The organism is Candidatus Pelagibacter sp. PS_06, assembly GCF_059418045.1.
The window spans coordinates 90,655-105,483 of record NZ_CM182078.1; the positions used below are offsets into that span (position 1 = coordinate 90,655).

The 14,829-nt window shown below is 29.4% G+C and carries 13 protein-coding genes and 1 riboswitch; of the genes, 9 read left to right on the top strand and 4 right to left on the bottom strand.

All coding sequences use genetic code 11. The features are described 5' to 3' along the window. The first annotated feature begins 25 nt into the window (after positions 1–25). Entirely contained in the window at positions 26–1,012 is a 987-nt protein-coding gene (locus AC5SLZ_RS00480; protein ID WP_028036245.1) for a complex I NDUFA9 subunit family protein, read from the top strand. A 2-nt stretch (positions 1,013–1,014) separates the two neighbouring features. Here AC5SLZ_RS00480 and AC5SLZ_RS00485 read toward each other — a convergent pair whose 3' ends face one another. Beyond that, entirely contained in the window at positions 1,015–1,509 is a 495-nt protein-coding gene (locus AC5SLZ_RS00485) for a GcrA family cell cycle regulator (RefSeq protein WP_028036246.1), read from the bottom strand. Positions 1,510–1,680: 171 nt separating this feature from the next. Between AC5SLZ_RS00485 and AC5SLZ_RS00490 the strand changes: the two genes are divergently transcribed. Then, positions 1,681–2,847, top strand: coding sequence for an aspartate aminotransferase family protein (locus tag AC5SLZ_RS00490; RefSeq protein ID WP_494615674.1), 1,167 nt, complete (start codon positions 1,681–1,683; stop codon positions 2,845–2,847). Between the two features lies 1 nt (position 2,848). Continuing rightward, positions 2,849–3,778: an ornithine carbamoyltransferase gene (gene argF, locus AC5SLZ_RS00495; RefSeq protein ID WP_494615675.1), complete on the top strand. Its 930-nt coding sequence runs from the start codon at positions 2,849–2,851 to the stop codon at positions 3,776–3,778. Here the strand turns inward: argF and AC5SLZ_RS00500 are convergent. After that, positions 3,770–4,309: a c-type cytochrome gene (locus AC5SLZ_RS00500; RefSeq protein ID WP_494615677.1), complete on the bottom strand. Its 540-nt coding sequence runs from the start codon at positions 4,307–4,309 to the stop codon at positions 3,770–3,772. The genes argF and AC5SLZ_RS00500 overlap by 9 nt on opposite strands. Before the next feature lie 115 nt (positions 4,310–4,424). On the opposite strand from AC5SLZ_RS00500, the gene kdsB reads away from it, so the two are divergent. The 5 genes from kdsB (at position 4,425) to recR (ending at position 8,729) form a co-directional block, all read left to right on the top strand. Further along, positions 4,425–5,156: a 3-deoxy-manno-octulosonate cytidylyltransferase gene (gene kdsB / locus AC5SLZ_RS00505; protein WP_494615678.1), complete on the top strand. Its 732-nt coding sequence runs from the start codon at positions 4,425–4,427 to the stop codon at positions 5,154–5,156. Continuing rightward, a complete protein-coding gene (locus AC5SLZ_RS00510) occupies positions 5,156–5,992 on the top strand; it encodes a prephenate dehydratase domain-containing protein (RefSeq protein WP_028036251.1) in 837 nt (278 codons plus the stop codon). Before kdsB ends, AC5SLZ_RS00510 begins: the two co-directional genes overlap by 1 nt. Positions 5,993–6,133: 141 nt before the next feature. Next, complete coding sequence (gene dnaX, locus AC5SLZ_RS00515) at positions 6,134–7,804, top strand: DNA polymerase III subunit gamma/tau (protein ID WP_494615679.1); 1,671 nt, start codon at positions 6,134–6,136, stop codon at positions 7,802–7,804. Beyond that, complete coding sequence (locus AC5SLZ_RS00520; RefSeq protein WP_028036253.1) at positions 7,797–8,114, top strand: YbaB/EbfC family nucleoid-associated protein; 318 nt, start codon at positions 7,797–7,799, stop codon at positions 8,112–8,114. The genes dnaX and AC5SLZ_RS00520 overlap by 8 nt, the downstream gene beginning before the upstream one ends. 3 nt (positions 8,115–8,117) lie before the next feature. Then, positions 8,118–8,729, top strand: coding sequence for a recombination mediator RecR (recR, locus tag AC5SLZ_RS00525; protein WP_028036254.1), 612 nt, complete (start codon positions 8,118–8,120; stop codon positions 8,727–8,729). Here recR and AC5SLZ_RS00530 read toward each other — a convergent pair. Further along, positions 8,716–10,878 carry a malate synthase G gene (locus AC5SLZ_RS00530; RefSeq protein WP_494615681.1) on the bottom strand — a complete coding sequence of 721 codons (2,163 nt, stop codon included), beginning with the start codon at positions 10,876–10,878 and terminating at the stop codon, positions 8,716–8,718. The genes recR and AC5SLZ_RS00530 overlap by 14 nt on opposite strands. Positions 10,879–10,957: 79 nt before the next feature. Beyond that, positions 10,958–11,046: riboswitch (glycine riboswitch) on the bottom strand. A 103-nt stretch (positions 11,047–11,149) separates the two neighbouring features. Between AC5SLZ_RS00530 and AC5SLZ_RS00535 the strand changes: the two genes are divergently transcribed. Then, a complete protein-coding gene (locus AC5SLZ_RS00535) occupies positions 11,150–12,247 on the top strand; it encodes an acetyl-CoA carboxylase carboxyltransferase subunit alpha (protein ID WP_494615683.1) in 1,098 nt (365 codons plus the stop codon). 3 nt (positions 12,248–12,250) lie between these two features. Here AC5SLZ_RS00535 and secA read toward each other — a convergent pair whose 3' ends face one another. Beyond that, positions 12,251–14,788 (bottom strand): preprotein translocase subunit SecA, encoded by a 2,538-nt coding sequence (secA, locus tag AC5SLZ_RS00540; protein ID WP_494615684.1) that lies wholly within the window; start codon positions 14,786–14,788, stop codon positions 12,251–12,253. Between the last annotated feature and the right edge of the window lie 41 nt (positions 14,789–14,829).

Sequence of the window (14,829 nt, forward strand, 5' to 3'; positions counted from 1 at the left end):
TCTAAACATATATAATGGAATTCAAATGAAAGCAAAAAATTGTCTAATTTTTGGTGGCAGCGGTCAAATTGGTCGAAACTTAATTAGGAAGCTAACAAAAAATAACTATAGAGTAACTGTTGTTACAAGAAATATTCATCAAAAGAGCTATATAATTAAAACTCAGGCTAATGCAGGTTATATTGATGTAGTAGAGGCCAATATTTTTGATGAAAATAAAATTAGAAATCTTTTTAAAAAAGCAGATATTTGCATAAATTTAATTGGAATTTTATATGAAAAAAAAAATGGCAATACATTTAAAAATATTCACTCTGTTTTACCTTCATTGTTAGCTAAACTCTGTAAAGAATATAATCTTAAGCATTTTATTCATTTATCAGCTTTGGGAATAAATGATGCAACAGACTCCGATTACGCAAAAAGTAAATTAGAGGGAGAAAGCAATGTGTTAAAAAATTTCCCATTAGCTACAATCCTAAGACCATCAGTTGTGTATTCTGTAGATGATAACTTTACTACAAACTTTATGACTTTACTAAATAGATTGCCAGCTTTTCCAATTTATTATGAAGGAAAGACAAAATTTACACCAATTCATTGTTCTGATTTAACAGATACCATCTATCATGTTATTTCAAAAAATATTTATTCAAAAATAATAGAATGCACTGGTCCAGAAATTATAACTTTTAAAGAGCTTCTAGAAAAATTACAGATATTAATTGGTAAAAAAAGAATTTTGTTACCTTTCCCTTTGCCAATTGCTGAATTGACAGCAAGATTTTTTGAGATGCTACCAACCCCACTACTTACAAGAGATCAATTGAGATTACTAAAATACGACAATGTTTCATCTGGAAAATATAAAACCAATTCTGATATAGGAGTACCTAGTGTTAGGTTATTTGATCAGGAAGTTAAAAAATATTGTTACATGTGGAGAGAAGGTGGGCAATTTTCAACTGAAAAATATATAGCAAATAAAGATTTAGAAAATATAAAGAATTAGTTTTAGGCAGACTTTATTTTTTTCTCAATAAATTCAGGCACTTCATCTTTATCTGTAGCTTCTTCTTTTTTACCTTTAGGTTGATAAGCATACAAAAGGTGAAGCTTACAATAAGAAAAATCTTTTAATGAAGATCTGCCACAAAAATAAAATGACTTTTCATCTGGATGACCAATTGGCCATTTACATGAGCTTTCATCTAATTCTTCTAACTGCTTAGGATTCTCTGGCTCAAAGTCTTTTTCAATAATTAAGGATTTAAATTTACTTTTTCTTCCTCTTTTGTTTTTAATATTTTTTTCCTCTAAAGAATTTTCAAAATTTTGATTTGAAGTTGCTGCTCTTGTTTTAATTTTTGCTGAAAGGTTTAATCTGTGTGCTTTACCAATTACTGCATTTCTGCTTATGCCACCTATGATCTCAGCAATTTGGCTTGCAGTATTTCCTTTGCCCCAAAGTTCTTTTAGTTTATTTACTTTCTCTTCGTTCCAGCTCATATCAATATGTTGTATTATAGTTTATAAAAATAACAATATACTGATACTACAATAAATTAAACAAGCAAAATCTCAAAGTTATCAACAAAAAATAAATTAGAATTGGTTTACAGATATTTTCAATCATAACTTGTATCTAATAATTAAAATTTATAAAAACTGATTAAAATTATGAGCTATTTAGCAAAAAATTATAATAGAAAAAAAATTTCATTTAAATATGGAAAGGGAAGCTTTTTATATTCAACTAATGGAAAAAAATATTTAGATTTTGTTCAAGGTATAGCTGTAAATTCTTTAGGACACGCACATCCAAAATTGGTTAATGCTGTAAATAAACAATCAAAAAAACTTTGGCACGTTTCAAATGCATTTCAAATTCCAGAAGGAGAAATTTTAGCTAAAAAACTCGCTAAAAAAACTTTTGCTGATTTTGTTATGTTTCAAAATAGTGGTGCAGAAGCAACAGAGGCAGCAATAAAAGCCGCGAGAAGATATTTCTATTCAATTGGAAAACCAAAAAAAAATAGAATCTTATGTGTTAAAAATAGTTTCCATGGAAGAACCCTAGCAGCAATATATGCAAGTGGTTCAAAAAAAATGACAGAAGGATTTGGGCCCAGAGTAAATGGTTTTGATCATTTTGAATTTGGTAACCATAAATCTTTAAAAAAGAAAATTACAAAAAATACAGCAGCCATAATGGTTGAAACCATCATGGGCGAGGGAGGTATTAAAGTAATCCCAGATTGGTGCTTAAGAGAGCTTAGAAAAATTTGTAATAAAAAAAATATTCTATTAATATTAGATGAAGTTCAATGTGGAATAGGAAGATCAGGTGATTTTTTTGCTTTTGAAAAATCTAAGGTAAAACCTGATATTGTCCCAATTGCAAAAGGTATTGGGGGTGGATTTCCAGTAGGAGCAGTTTTAATGAATAAAAAAGTTGCTTCTGGAATGACAGCTGGAACTCATGGATCTACTTTTGGTGGCAATCCATTAGCCATGACTGTTGGCAATTCAGTAATGGATATAATTTCAAATAAGAAATTTTTAAAAAATGTTAAGTACGTCTCAGAATATTTTTTGTCGAATCTTAATAAAATTCAAAATGAATATCCTAATATTATTAAAGAAATAAGAGGTAGAGGTTTACTGATTGGAATACAGCTAAAAATAGATCAGACAAAATTTATAAAAAAACTTATGGATAATAATTTACTAACAATAAGAGCTGCTGAAAATGTTGTTAGAATTTTGCCACCACTTAATGTAAAAAAGAGTGAAATAAACCAATCTCTTAAAATAATAAAAAAAGTTTGTTTAGAATTAAATTAAAATGAATCATTTTATAAATTTGAAAGATATACCAGCTAAAGATCTTAGAAAAATTATTGTTGATGCTAAAAAAAGAAAAAACCTTAGAAAAAAGTTAAACACTTTAGAGGTTGATAGAGGGTCTCCATTAAAAGGTAAAATGCTCATCCAAATGTTTGAAAAAGCAAGTTCTAGAACTAGAATAAGCTTTTATTTAGCAATCAAGCAGCTTGGGGGAGGAACCTTAACTCTCAGATCAAATGAATTACATCTTGGTCAAGGCGGTGAAAGTATATCGGATACAGCTAAAATACTGTCAACTTATGGTGATGGTTTTATGCTAAGAACAGATAGTGATAAAAAGATAGAGGATTTTAGGAATTTTTTATCAATTCCAATAATTAATGGCTTAAGTCCATCTTCACATCCAACTCAAGTTTTATCTGATGTTTTCACTGCCGAAGAGATTAAAAAAAAACCAATTTCAAAATTAAATATTTGCTGGATTGGGGACTCAAATAATGTTTTGGACAGTTTAATAGCAGCATCTGTTAAATTTTCATTTAAACTTACCATAGGTTGTCCTAAGAATTTTGAACCAGGCAAAGAAGTTAGAACATGGGTAAAGAAAAATAATAAAAAAATATTTATTTATAATGATCCGAAAAAAGCGGTCATAGGAGCTGATGTTATATTTTCAGACAAAGTTATTTCTCTAAATGATAAAGTGAATAAAAAGAAAAAAATTGAACAATTTAAAAAATTTAAGATAGATAAAAAATTAATGAATTATGCAAAAAAAGATTGTATTTTTCTCCACTGTTTACCTCGTGGATCTGAAGTAAGTGATGAGGTTTTTTTAGGAAAAAAATCTCACGTTTGGCAACAAGCTCTTAATAGAGTTCATGTTCAAAAAAGTATTTTATTATATTGTTTTGGGAAATTAAGGTAGTGTTATAGGATTATCTGAATTTTGATTTAAGTATTTTATAACAGAAGCTCTATCTTTTTCTTTTCTTAATCCAGCAAATGCCATTTTTGTTCCTTTAACCCATTTAGCAGGTTTAATTAAGTAACCGTTTAGTTCTTCAAGAGTCCATTCTTTATCAAATGATGCTAAAGCTTTAGAATATTTATAATCTGCGACTGCTCCAGTTTTTCTTCCAACAACATTATATAAAGCAGGACCAATATTATTTTTTCCACCTTTAACAATTGAGTGACAAGCAGCACATTTTTTAAAAACTTTTTCACCTAAAGTGATATCTCCCATCGCCATCAACGCAGCTATATCAACTTTTTCCTCTACAGCTTTTTTCGTTGTTGATGAAACTGTTGTAACTTGTTCTACTTCAATCGCATATCCTGGTGTTTTGGGTTTTTCCACATGAAATATGATATTTGATAATTTACCAATACCAATTATTAAAAGCGCAACCATTAATACAGCAGCTACTATTTTATTAATCTCAAAAGAATCCATTTTTCTAAATATTATGTTGGAACATATATCACGATAAATTAAAAAATTAATAAAATTTAATGTATAAATTTGCCTCTATTTATATTTAATAGGTATAATATTTATTCAAATACTAATGAAAACATTAACTATAATACCCTCTAGATTGTCAGCAACTAGGTTGCCTGGTAAGCCTTTATTAAGAATAAATGATTTATCAATTATATCTCACGTATTTAGAAGGGCTCAGGAGGCAAATATCGGCAATGTTGTTGTTGCGGCCGAGGATCAAGAAATAGTAGATGATGTTGTTAAAAATGGAGGCAGAGCCATTTTAACAAGCAAAAACCATAAAACAGGAACTGATAGAATTTATGAGGCATTGCAAAAACTAGAGTTGATGGGTGTAGATTTAATAATGAATCTACAAGGTGACGAGCCAGCAATTAATATTGAAGACATTAAAAGTCTAAATAAAAAAATGGTTAGCAATCAATCTAAAATGGGCACACTCGCAGCTAAAATCAAAGATATCAAAGACTTGAATAATGAAAATATTGTTAAAGTTATAGCTAACAAAAATTTAAACAATGAAGAATTTCCTAAAGCTAATAATTTTTTAAGAAGATCAAAAGAAATAGCCAATATTTACCATCATATAGGAATTTATTGTTATTCAGCCGAAACATTAAAAAAATTTGTTAGACTAAATCAATCAAAAAACGAAATTGAAAATAGATTAGAACAGTTGCGGGCATTAGATAACAATATTGATATAAATGTTGCGCTTGCAAGCTCTTCTCCAATTGGCGTCGATACAAAAGAAGATTATCTAGCCTTAAAAAAAATTATGGAATATAAAGATTAATGGCAAAAATTTATTTTCAAGGCACATTTGGTGCATATTCTCATTTAGCTGCATTATCAGTTGACCCAGATGCAGAAATAACACCGTGTAAAACATTTGATGATTGTTTTAATAAGGCAAGCTTAGAACCAGATTGTAAAATAATTATTCCAGAGTCAAATAGAATTACAGGAAATATTGGTATTGAATATTTAATATTCAAACATAGACTAAATATTTACAAAGAGCATTTTCAAAAAATAGAACACAATTTATTAGGTCAACCTGGTGCAAAACTTAACAATATAAAAGAAGTGTATTCTCATGCGCAAGGTTTATCTCAATGTTCAAAATTTATAAAAGAAAATAATATAGAAGAACATATTAGAGCAGATACAGCAGGATCTGCAGAAATGATTTCAAAAGCAAAAGATGTTAAACAAGCTGCGATAGCATCTTCTCTAAGTGCTAAAATTTACGGACTAGACATTGTTAAAAAAAATATTGAAAATGAAAGTGGCAATTTAACAAGATTTTTAGTAATGGGAAAAAATATTTCTCAGCCTGAATTTGGAGAGAGCAAATATATTACTTCTTTTTTATTTAAACTTAAAAGCAAGCCTGCTGCCCTTTATCAATCTTTAGGTGGATTTGCGATTAATGGTGTGAACTTAACAAAATTGCAAAGTTATCCAGAAAAAAATACGTTCGATTCATTCTTTTTTTTATGTGATTTAGATGGCCATATAGAAGATCCTAAAGTACAAAAATCTCTAGAGGAGCTGGGGCTTCATTGTGAAGATTTTCACGTCTTAGGTGTTTTTGAAGCTGATAAGTTAAGAGACAAAAAAAAATAATCTTTTCTTGTAGAATAGAAAATATAACTGCTATAATAGTTTTGGAGGCTAGAGGTGGATGCTGCTTAAACCCGACCAGATCCTAACGGAAGCAGTCGTAGAGACAGTTATTCAGGTTCTAGTCTCCTTTAAATAAATAAAATGAACAATAATTCTAAAGTATTAGCATTAAAGTATAGGCCCAAAACTTTTGATGATCTTATTGGTCAAGAAGTAGTGGCTGAAACTATAACAAATTCAATCAAGGCAGACAAAATCCCTAATGCTTATCTTTTTACTGGAATAAGAGGAATTGGTAAAACTACAACTGCTAGAATTGTTGCTAAAGGACTTAATTGTTCAAATGGTATAGAAAATTTATGCAAAGAAGATCTGTGCGATAATTGTAAATCTATAGCAGACTCTAGTCATATTGATGTGCTTGAGATGGATGCAGCCAGCAAAACTGGTGTAGATGATGTAAGAGATCTAATTGAATTTTCTAGATACGGTCCGACTTCAGCAAAATATAAGATTTTTATAATTGATGAAGTCCACATGTTAAGTAAGCAAGCATTTAATGCTTTGCTAAAAACACTTGAGGAGCCACCAGAATATTTAAAATTTATTTTTGCAACTACAGAAATTAAAAAAATACCTATAACTGTGGTTTCAAGGTGCCAAAGATTTGATTTGTCTAGAATTAAATCATCAGAACTATTTGATTTCATCAAAGATATAAAAGAAAAAGAAAACGGTAAAGTATCTGATGAAGCTTTAAAATTAATTGTAAAAATATCAGAAGGATCTGTAAGAGATGCACTATCTTTATTGGATAGAGCCTTACTAAGCTTAGATGAAAAAATAGAATTAGATCTAAATGCAGCCCAAAAAATTTTTGGATATTTTGATAAGTCACAATTAATTAATTTATTTGAATTAATATTGAGAGGAGAAGAGGATAAAGTAATTAATATTTATAGAAAAATATATGATCAAGGCGTTGAACCAAAAGTATTTGTGAATGATTTTTTAGAAATACTTTACTATTTTAAAAATATTAATTCTTTATCTTTGGAGGGTACAAATTTTTCACTTAATGATGAAGAGTTTACAAAAATTAAAGAAATTTCAAATCAGGTAGATTCTGAAGTTTTAATATTATTTTGGCAGTTTGCAATATCCTCACTTGCTGAATTAGATATTGTCTCAAACCAGCATCTGTCAATTGAAATGTTCTTAATAAGATTAATGCACCTAAGTTCAATTAAATTAAATAAAAATTTAGATCAAGAAGTAAGGAATGATAATTTAGATGGTCAAACACATAATAAAGAAAATGAGCAAATGTTTGAGGATAATTCAAAAACTATTAACCAAATAAAAAATATAGCTCAAGAGGAAAAGCAGAAACCAGAAGCTAAACTTGAGATAAAAACCATAGATAAAAATTTGATAAATTCATTTGATGAACTTCTTGATATTTGTACTCAAAAAAAAGAAATTAAATTAAAATATGAATTAGAAAAAAATGTAAACCTTGTAAAATTTGAAAAAAATAGAATTGAAATTTCCTTTAATGATAATTTGGATAAAGATTTTGTAAAAGATCTTTCCTCAAAACTTTATGAATGGACTGATGAAAGATGGATTATTACTTTTAGTAAATCTAAAGGTGAGATGTCAGTTAAAGAAAAACAAAAAAATAAAAAAAATGAATTAATTAACGAAGTTAAAGGTTTGAAAATTTATAAGAAAGTAATGGAAAAATTTCCTGACGCAGAACTTATAGATGTTAAGTTGAATGAAAAAAAAGAGGATAAAAATGACTGATTTTACAAAGATTTTAGATAAAGCTAAGGAACTAGAGGCTAAAATGAAAGAAAGCCAAGAAAAAATTAAAGAGATTAAAGCTGAGGGAGTTTCAGGTTCTAATTCAGTTAAAATTACTCTTGATGGTGAAGGTGAAATGCAAAAAATTGAATTATCTGATGAAATTATTAAAGAGGATAAAACAATAATTGAGGACTTAATAGTTGCTGCTCATAATAGTGCAAAATCACAATTGAAATCAAAGACGACCGAGGAGATTTCGAAAGCCACAGGAGGTTTTGGAATTCCTGGTTTCAAATGGCCATTATAACTAATGCAAAATATTAGTGAGATTGAAGAATTAATTAAATTGATTTCAAAGCTTCCAGGTCTAGGGCCTAAGTCAGCTAAAAGAATAGTTCTTAAACTTATTAATAATCGAGATGAATTAGTAAAACCTATGGCAAGTACGTTAGCTCAAGTTTATAAAAATGTAACAAGGTGTAATGCATGTGGTTCATTAAAATCTAATTTAAATGGGTGCGTGAATTGTGAAAGTTTAAAAGAAAAATTTACAAAAATTTGTGTTGTTGAGGATATTGCTGATCAATGGTCAATTGAAAACTCAAATATCTTTCAAGGGTACTTTCATATTTTAGGAGGAACCATTTCTTCTGTAGGTCAAAGAAAGGAAGATCTTTTAATTAATTCTTTAGTTGAAAGAGTAAATAGAGAAAAAATAGAAGAAGTTATACTTGCAACAAGTGCAACTGTTGAAGGGCAAACTACGGCTTACTATATTCAAGATAGTTTAAAAAATACTAATGCTAGAGTAACTAAATTAGCACAAGGATTACCTGTAGGTGGTGAGATCGAAAGTTTAGATGATGGAACACTATTTTCAGCTTTTAAAAATAGATCTAATCTAAATTCTAGTTCAGATTAAGTTTCTTTTTTAATCTGTTTTGATGTAATAATGGTTCAGTATAGCCAGAGGGTTGTTCTTTACCTTTAAAAATTAAATCACATGCAGTTTTAAAAGCTAAAGATCGATCAAAGTCATCACTCATTTTAACATATTTGGGAGCACTTTTATTTTGATTATCTACAATTTTTGCCATTTCCTTCATAATATCTGTAACTTGAATTTTAGTAGTGATACCGTGATGTATCCAATTAGCAATATGTTGTGATGAGATTCTTAGCGTTGCTCTATCTTCCATCAACCCAATATTATTAATATCTGGGACTTTAGAACATCCTACACCTTGATCAATCCACCTAACTACATAACCCAGTAATGTTTGTGCTGAATTTGATATTTCATTATTAATGTCTTCTACTGACCAATTTGGTCTGTTTGCAACAGGTATAGTTAAAAGGTCGTCTAGTTTTGCCTTTTCTCTTTTTGTAATATTTTTTTGTTCATCAAAAATATTTATTTCGTGATAATGTAATGAGTGCAAAGCAGCGGCAGTTGGGGACGGAACCCAAGCACAATTAGCTCCTGCTTTTAAATGTCCTGTCTTTTGTTCCATCATATCTTTCATTTTATCTGGCATTGCCCACATTCCTTTTCCAATTTGTGCTTTTCCTGATAACCCACATCTTAATCCAACATCAACATTGTTATTTTCATATGCCAAAATCCACTTTGAGGATTTCATATCTCCCTTCTTGATCATTGGTCCAGCTTCCATTGAAGTGTGCATTTCGTCACCTGTTCTGTCTAAAAACCCAGTATTTATGAAGAAAACTCTGTTTTTTAGAGTTCTGATACATTCTTTTAAATTTGATGATGTTCTTCTCTCTTCATCCATAATTCCTATTTTGCAAGTGTATTTTTTTAGACCTAATACATCCTCGACTTTAGAAAAAATTAAATCTGTAAATTCAGTTTCATCTGGTCCATGCATTTTTGGTTTAACTATATAGATTGATCCTGCTCTAGAATTTGTTTTGTTTTTTAAATCATGGATTGCTGCAGTTACTGTAATAAATGCATCCATAATACCTTCAGGTACTTCGTTACCATTAGATAAAATAATCGAGGGATTTGTCATTAAATGACCTACGTTTCTAACTAATAATAAACTTCTTCCATGTAATTTAAGTCCTTTTCCATCTTTTGAAATATAGCTTCTATTAGGATTAAGTTTTCTTTCAAATAATTTTCCATCTTTTTCGAATTGTGTTTTAAGATTGCCTTTCATCAAACCAAGCCAGTTTCTATAACAGATAACTTTATCTTCTGCATCCACCGCTGCTACACTATCTTCGTTATCACAAATTGTTGATACAGCAGCTTCTAAAATTATATCACTAATCCCAGCATGATCTTGTTGAGCACTAAACGCTCTTGGATCTCTTAAGATTTCAATATGTAAATTATTATTTTTTAATATAATTGCAGAAGGGTTGTCAGCCTCACCTCTATGACCAATAAATTTTTGTTCTTCAGCTAGATCAAATATATCAACACCTTTAAGAGTTTTTAGTTTACCATCTTTGACAGCTATACTTGTAATTTTATGCCAACTAAGATTTTGAAGTGGAAAATATTTGTCTAAAAAATCCCTTGAATATTTAATTACCATCTCTCCTCTCAAAGGATCGTACCTTTCCGATACACTGTCTTCAGATTGTTCTATGACATCAGTTCCATATAGACTATCGTATAAACTCATCCATCTTGCGTTTGCTGCATTAAGAGCATAACGTGCATTCATAATTGGTACGACTAGTTGAGGTCCAGCTATTTTAGTTATTTCATCATCTACATTTTCTGTTTCTATTAAAAAATCCGCACCTTCCTCTTTTAAATATCCAATTTCGTACAAAAATTTTTTATATTCATCTAGTTTAAATTCATTACCTTTATTTTTAATATGCCAATCATTAATTTTTTTTTGTAAAGTTTCTCTTATGTCAATTAGTTCTTTATTCTTAGGCTCAAGTTCGTTGACAGTTTTTTCAAACCCTAACCAAAATTGATCTGTCGAAACACCTGTATCTGTTAGCAGCTCTTCATTAACAAAATTTAATAAGCTTTCCGAAACTTTAAGAGTATGAATATTTATATATTTATCTGGCATAGCACTTTTTTTACCCCATCTGTATTTTTGCCTGAGAGTTTTGCTCCTTCGGCGGAAATTAATCTCTTTCCAGAGTGTTATGCTTTGATCGGTCCTTTTGCCTGAGAGTTTCCGGGGTGGTTGCTCCTTCGGCGCTAAAATATTGTTAGTCTCTCCCGATTAGAAATTTGTATAGTTTAAATATTTGAAGTCAATTAATAACGCTAAAATTTATTCAAAATTAACATTTTATTGCCTTTTTTATAATTTAAGTTTCTATTATAAACATTTCATGAAAAATTATCTTAATTTTGAAACAGATATTAAAAATTTAGAGACTGAGTTAGAGAAATTAAAAGACCCATACAATCAAGATGGTCTTTCAGAGGTAGATACTCAAAAAATTTCTAGTACACAAGCCGAACTTGATGAAAAATTAAGAGATATTTACTCTAACCTTGACCCTTGGCAAACTACCATGGTTGCTCGTCATGAGGATAGACCAAAATCAAAGTTTTTTATTGATAATTTGTTTGATGATTTTATTTCTTTATCAGGAGATCGTTTTTACGGTGAGGATAAATCTGTTTTAACAGGATTTGCTAAATTTAATGACAGTTCAGTTTTAGTAATAGGTCAAGAAAAAGGTGAAAATTTAGAAACTAGAATTGAAAGAAATTTTGGAATGATGAGACCTGAAGGATATCGTAAAACAATTCGATTAATGAACTTGGCTAATAAATTTAATATTCCGATAATATCATTTATTGATACACCAGGAGCCTATCCAGGAGTTGGAGCGGAGGAGAGAGGTCAAGCAGAAGCTATTGCCAAATCAATAGAGTGCTGCATGGAACTGAGTGTACCAACTTTAGCAATTATTATCGGTGAAGGAGGGTCAGGAGGAGCAATTGCTTTGGCTTCATCAAATAAAGTTATTATGTTAGAAAATGCAATTTATTCTGTAATTTCCCCAGAGGGATGCGCAACTATTTTGTGGAGAGATCCTAAAAAAATGCTTGATGCCGCAAAAGCAATGAAACTTTCATCAAAAGATTTATTAGATTTGAAAGTTATTGATGAGATAATTCCAGAGCCATTAGGTGGCGCTCACAGAGATAAAGATCAAATGCTAGAAGGTTTAAGGGTCTCTATATCAAAAAATTTAAACTATTTTAAAGATTTATCATCTGAAGAAATAATGAATGAAAGAAAAAATAAGTTTTTAAAAATTGGAAGAAATCAAGGATTTATCAGTAACTCTGATGATTTAAGCACCCTAACAATCAAGAATAACAATTTTGATAAAATTTTTAAATCAAAAAAAATTTTAATAGGTGCAACAATTATAGGTTTAGTTTTATTGTTTGTTGCGTTTAGTTTTTTTTAAATTTTATAAAGCACCACAGCAATGCTTAAATTTTTTACCAGATCCACATGAACAAGGTTCATTTCTACCAATTTTTTTTCCATTTTTAATTTGATCTACTATTGATTTTTTGTTTTCTTCTTGTTGCTCTGTAACAACTTTTAAATTCATTAGAATAGTCACAAAATCTAATTTTAATTTATCAAGGAGATTAGAAAATAAATCAAAGGCTTCCTTTTTATACTCAACTAAAGGATCTCGTTGTCCATAAGACCGAAGTCCAATCACTTGTCTTAATTGTTCTAGATATTGAATATGAGATTTCCAATTAAGATCTATCGATTGTAAAAAAATTCTTTTTTCAATTTCTTTTGCATGATCTTCACCTAAAACTTTTACTCTTTCTTCTCTTGTTTCTGAAAATTTATTGATAATTTTTTCCTTTAGTTCACTATCTTTTACAGAAATTAATTCTTTTAACTCTGAATCATCAAAACTTTTACCAACAATTTGTCTTAGACGATTACTAAATTCATTACTCTTAGGGTTTGACAAATTTTGAATTTTCAGTTTGATTATATCTTCAATTATTTCCTTTAAAAATTCATCAGAATAATCAAATATGCTTTGACTATTCATTGCATTTTTTCGTTGAGAAAACACGACATGTCTTTGATCATTTAAAACATTATCAAATTTTATTAAGTTTTTTCTTATATCAAAGTTTCTAGCTTCAACTTTTTGTTGTGCTCTTTCCAAAGCTTTATTGATCCATGGGTGATCTATACTTTCTCCATCTTTAAGTCCCAATTTTTCTAGCATTTTATTCATAGATTCTGATCCAAAAATTCTCATAAGATCGTCTTCAAGGCTTACATAAAAGATGGAGCTACCTTCATCACCTTGTCTCCCAGCTCTACCTCTTGCTTGATTATCAACTCTTCTCGACTCCATTCTTTCGGTTCCAACTACAAATAAACCACCTAATGATTTTATTTTGTTTTTATCTTGTTTTAGTTGAGTCTCGTTGATAGATCCTTTTTTACCACCTAGCTGAATATCTACTCCTCTTCCAGAAATACTTGTTGTTATAATTACCGATTTTTCTTTACCTGCATTAGCTATTATATCTGCTTCATTTTCATGATTTTTAGCATTTAACACAACATGTTTAATATTTTTTTTCTTTAACAAAGTTGAATAAATTTCTGACTTGTTAATGCTCGATGTAAAAATCAAAATAGGTTGACCAGCATTATGACGTTCGACAATGTTTTCAACGATTGAGACATTTTTTTCATTCTCAGTTCTAAAAATTTGATCATTGTAATCTTTTCTAATCATTTCATTATTAGTAGGAATAATCACAACAGTTAAACTATAAATTTCAAAAAATTCTTCAGCTTCAGTCGCTGCAGTACCGGTACAACCAGATATTTTTTTATAAAGTTTAAAATAATTTTGATATGTTATCGACGCCAAGGTTTGATTTTCTGCTTGAATATTTATTCGTTCTTTTGCCTCTAATGCCTGATGTAAACCATCACCAAATCTTCTACCTTCCAGTATTCTACCTGTCAGTTCATCAATAATTTTTAAGCTTTCATCTCTAACAATATAATCTTTACCTTTTTCAAATAAATGATTAGCACGCAGTGCTTGATTGACATGATGAACTAAATGTAAATTTTCTGGATCATAAAAGTTATTATTTTTTAAAATACCAGCATTAGAAAAAATTCTTTCTACATTATTAATTCCATTATTAGTTAAAAGAATACTTCTTTCTTTTTCATCTATTTCATAATCTTTATCATTCAATTGTCTTACTAGTTTATCAATAGCAAGATACTGGGCTGTTTTATCTTCAGCTGAACCTGATATGACTAATGGAGTTCTGGCTTCATCAATAAGACATGAGTCTATTTCGTCAACTATAGAAAATGAATGTTCTCTTTGAACCATTTCGTTTTCAGAAAATTTCATATTATCTCTTAGGTAATCAAACCCAAGTTCACTATTTGTTGCATAGGTGATATCACAATTATAATTTCTCTTTCTTTCATTATCATCTTGATCGTTATTGATGTAGCCTGATGTTAAACCTAAAAAGTTATAGATTTGCCCCATTTCAATCGAGTCTCTTTTTGCCAGATAATCATTCACCGTAACAATATGAACACCTTTTTCAGTTAAAGCATTTAAATATGCAGCTAGAGAAATTGTAAGAGTTTTTCCTTCCCCAGTTCTCATTTCAGCAATTTTCCCTTCATGAAGAACAACTCCTCCTATTATCTGAACATCAAAGTGTCTTTCATTTCTAGTTCTTTGCGAGGCCTCTCTTACCAATGCAAATGCCTGTGGCAAAAGTTCATCCAGGGTTTTTCCTTGCTTGATTTTTTCTTTATATTCTTGAGTTTTTTTTGGAAAATCTAAGTCATCAAGTTTTTTAAATTCATTCTCAAGTGAATTTATTGTTTTTACAATTTTACCAATTCGATCCAACTCTTTTTGATTGCTAGATTTAATAAGTTTTGTAATTAGATTTAATGGATTAAACATGAGTATTTGATTTATTCTTTACTTATATTGTTTAATATATG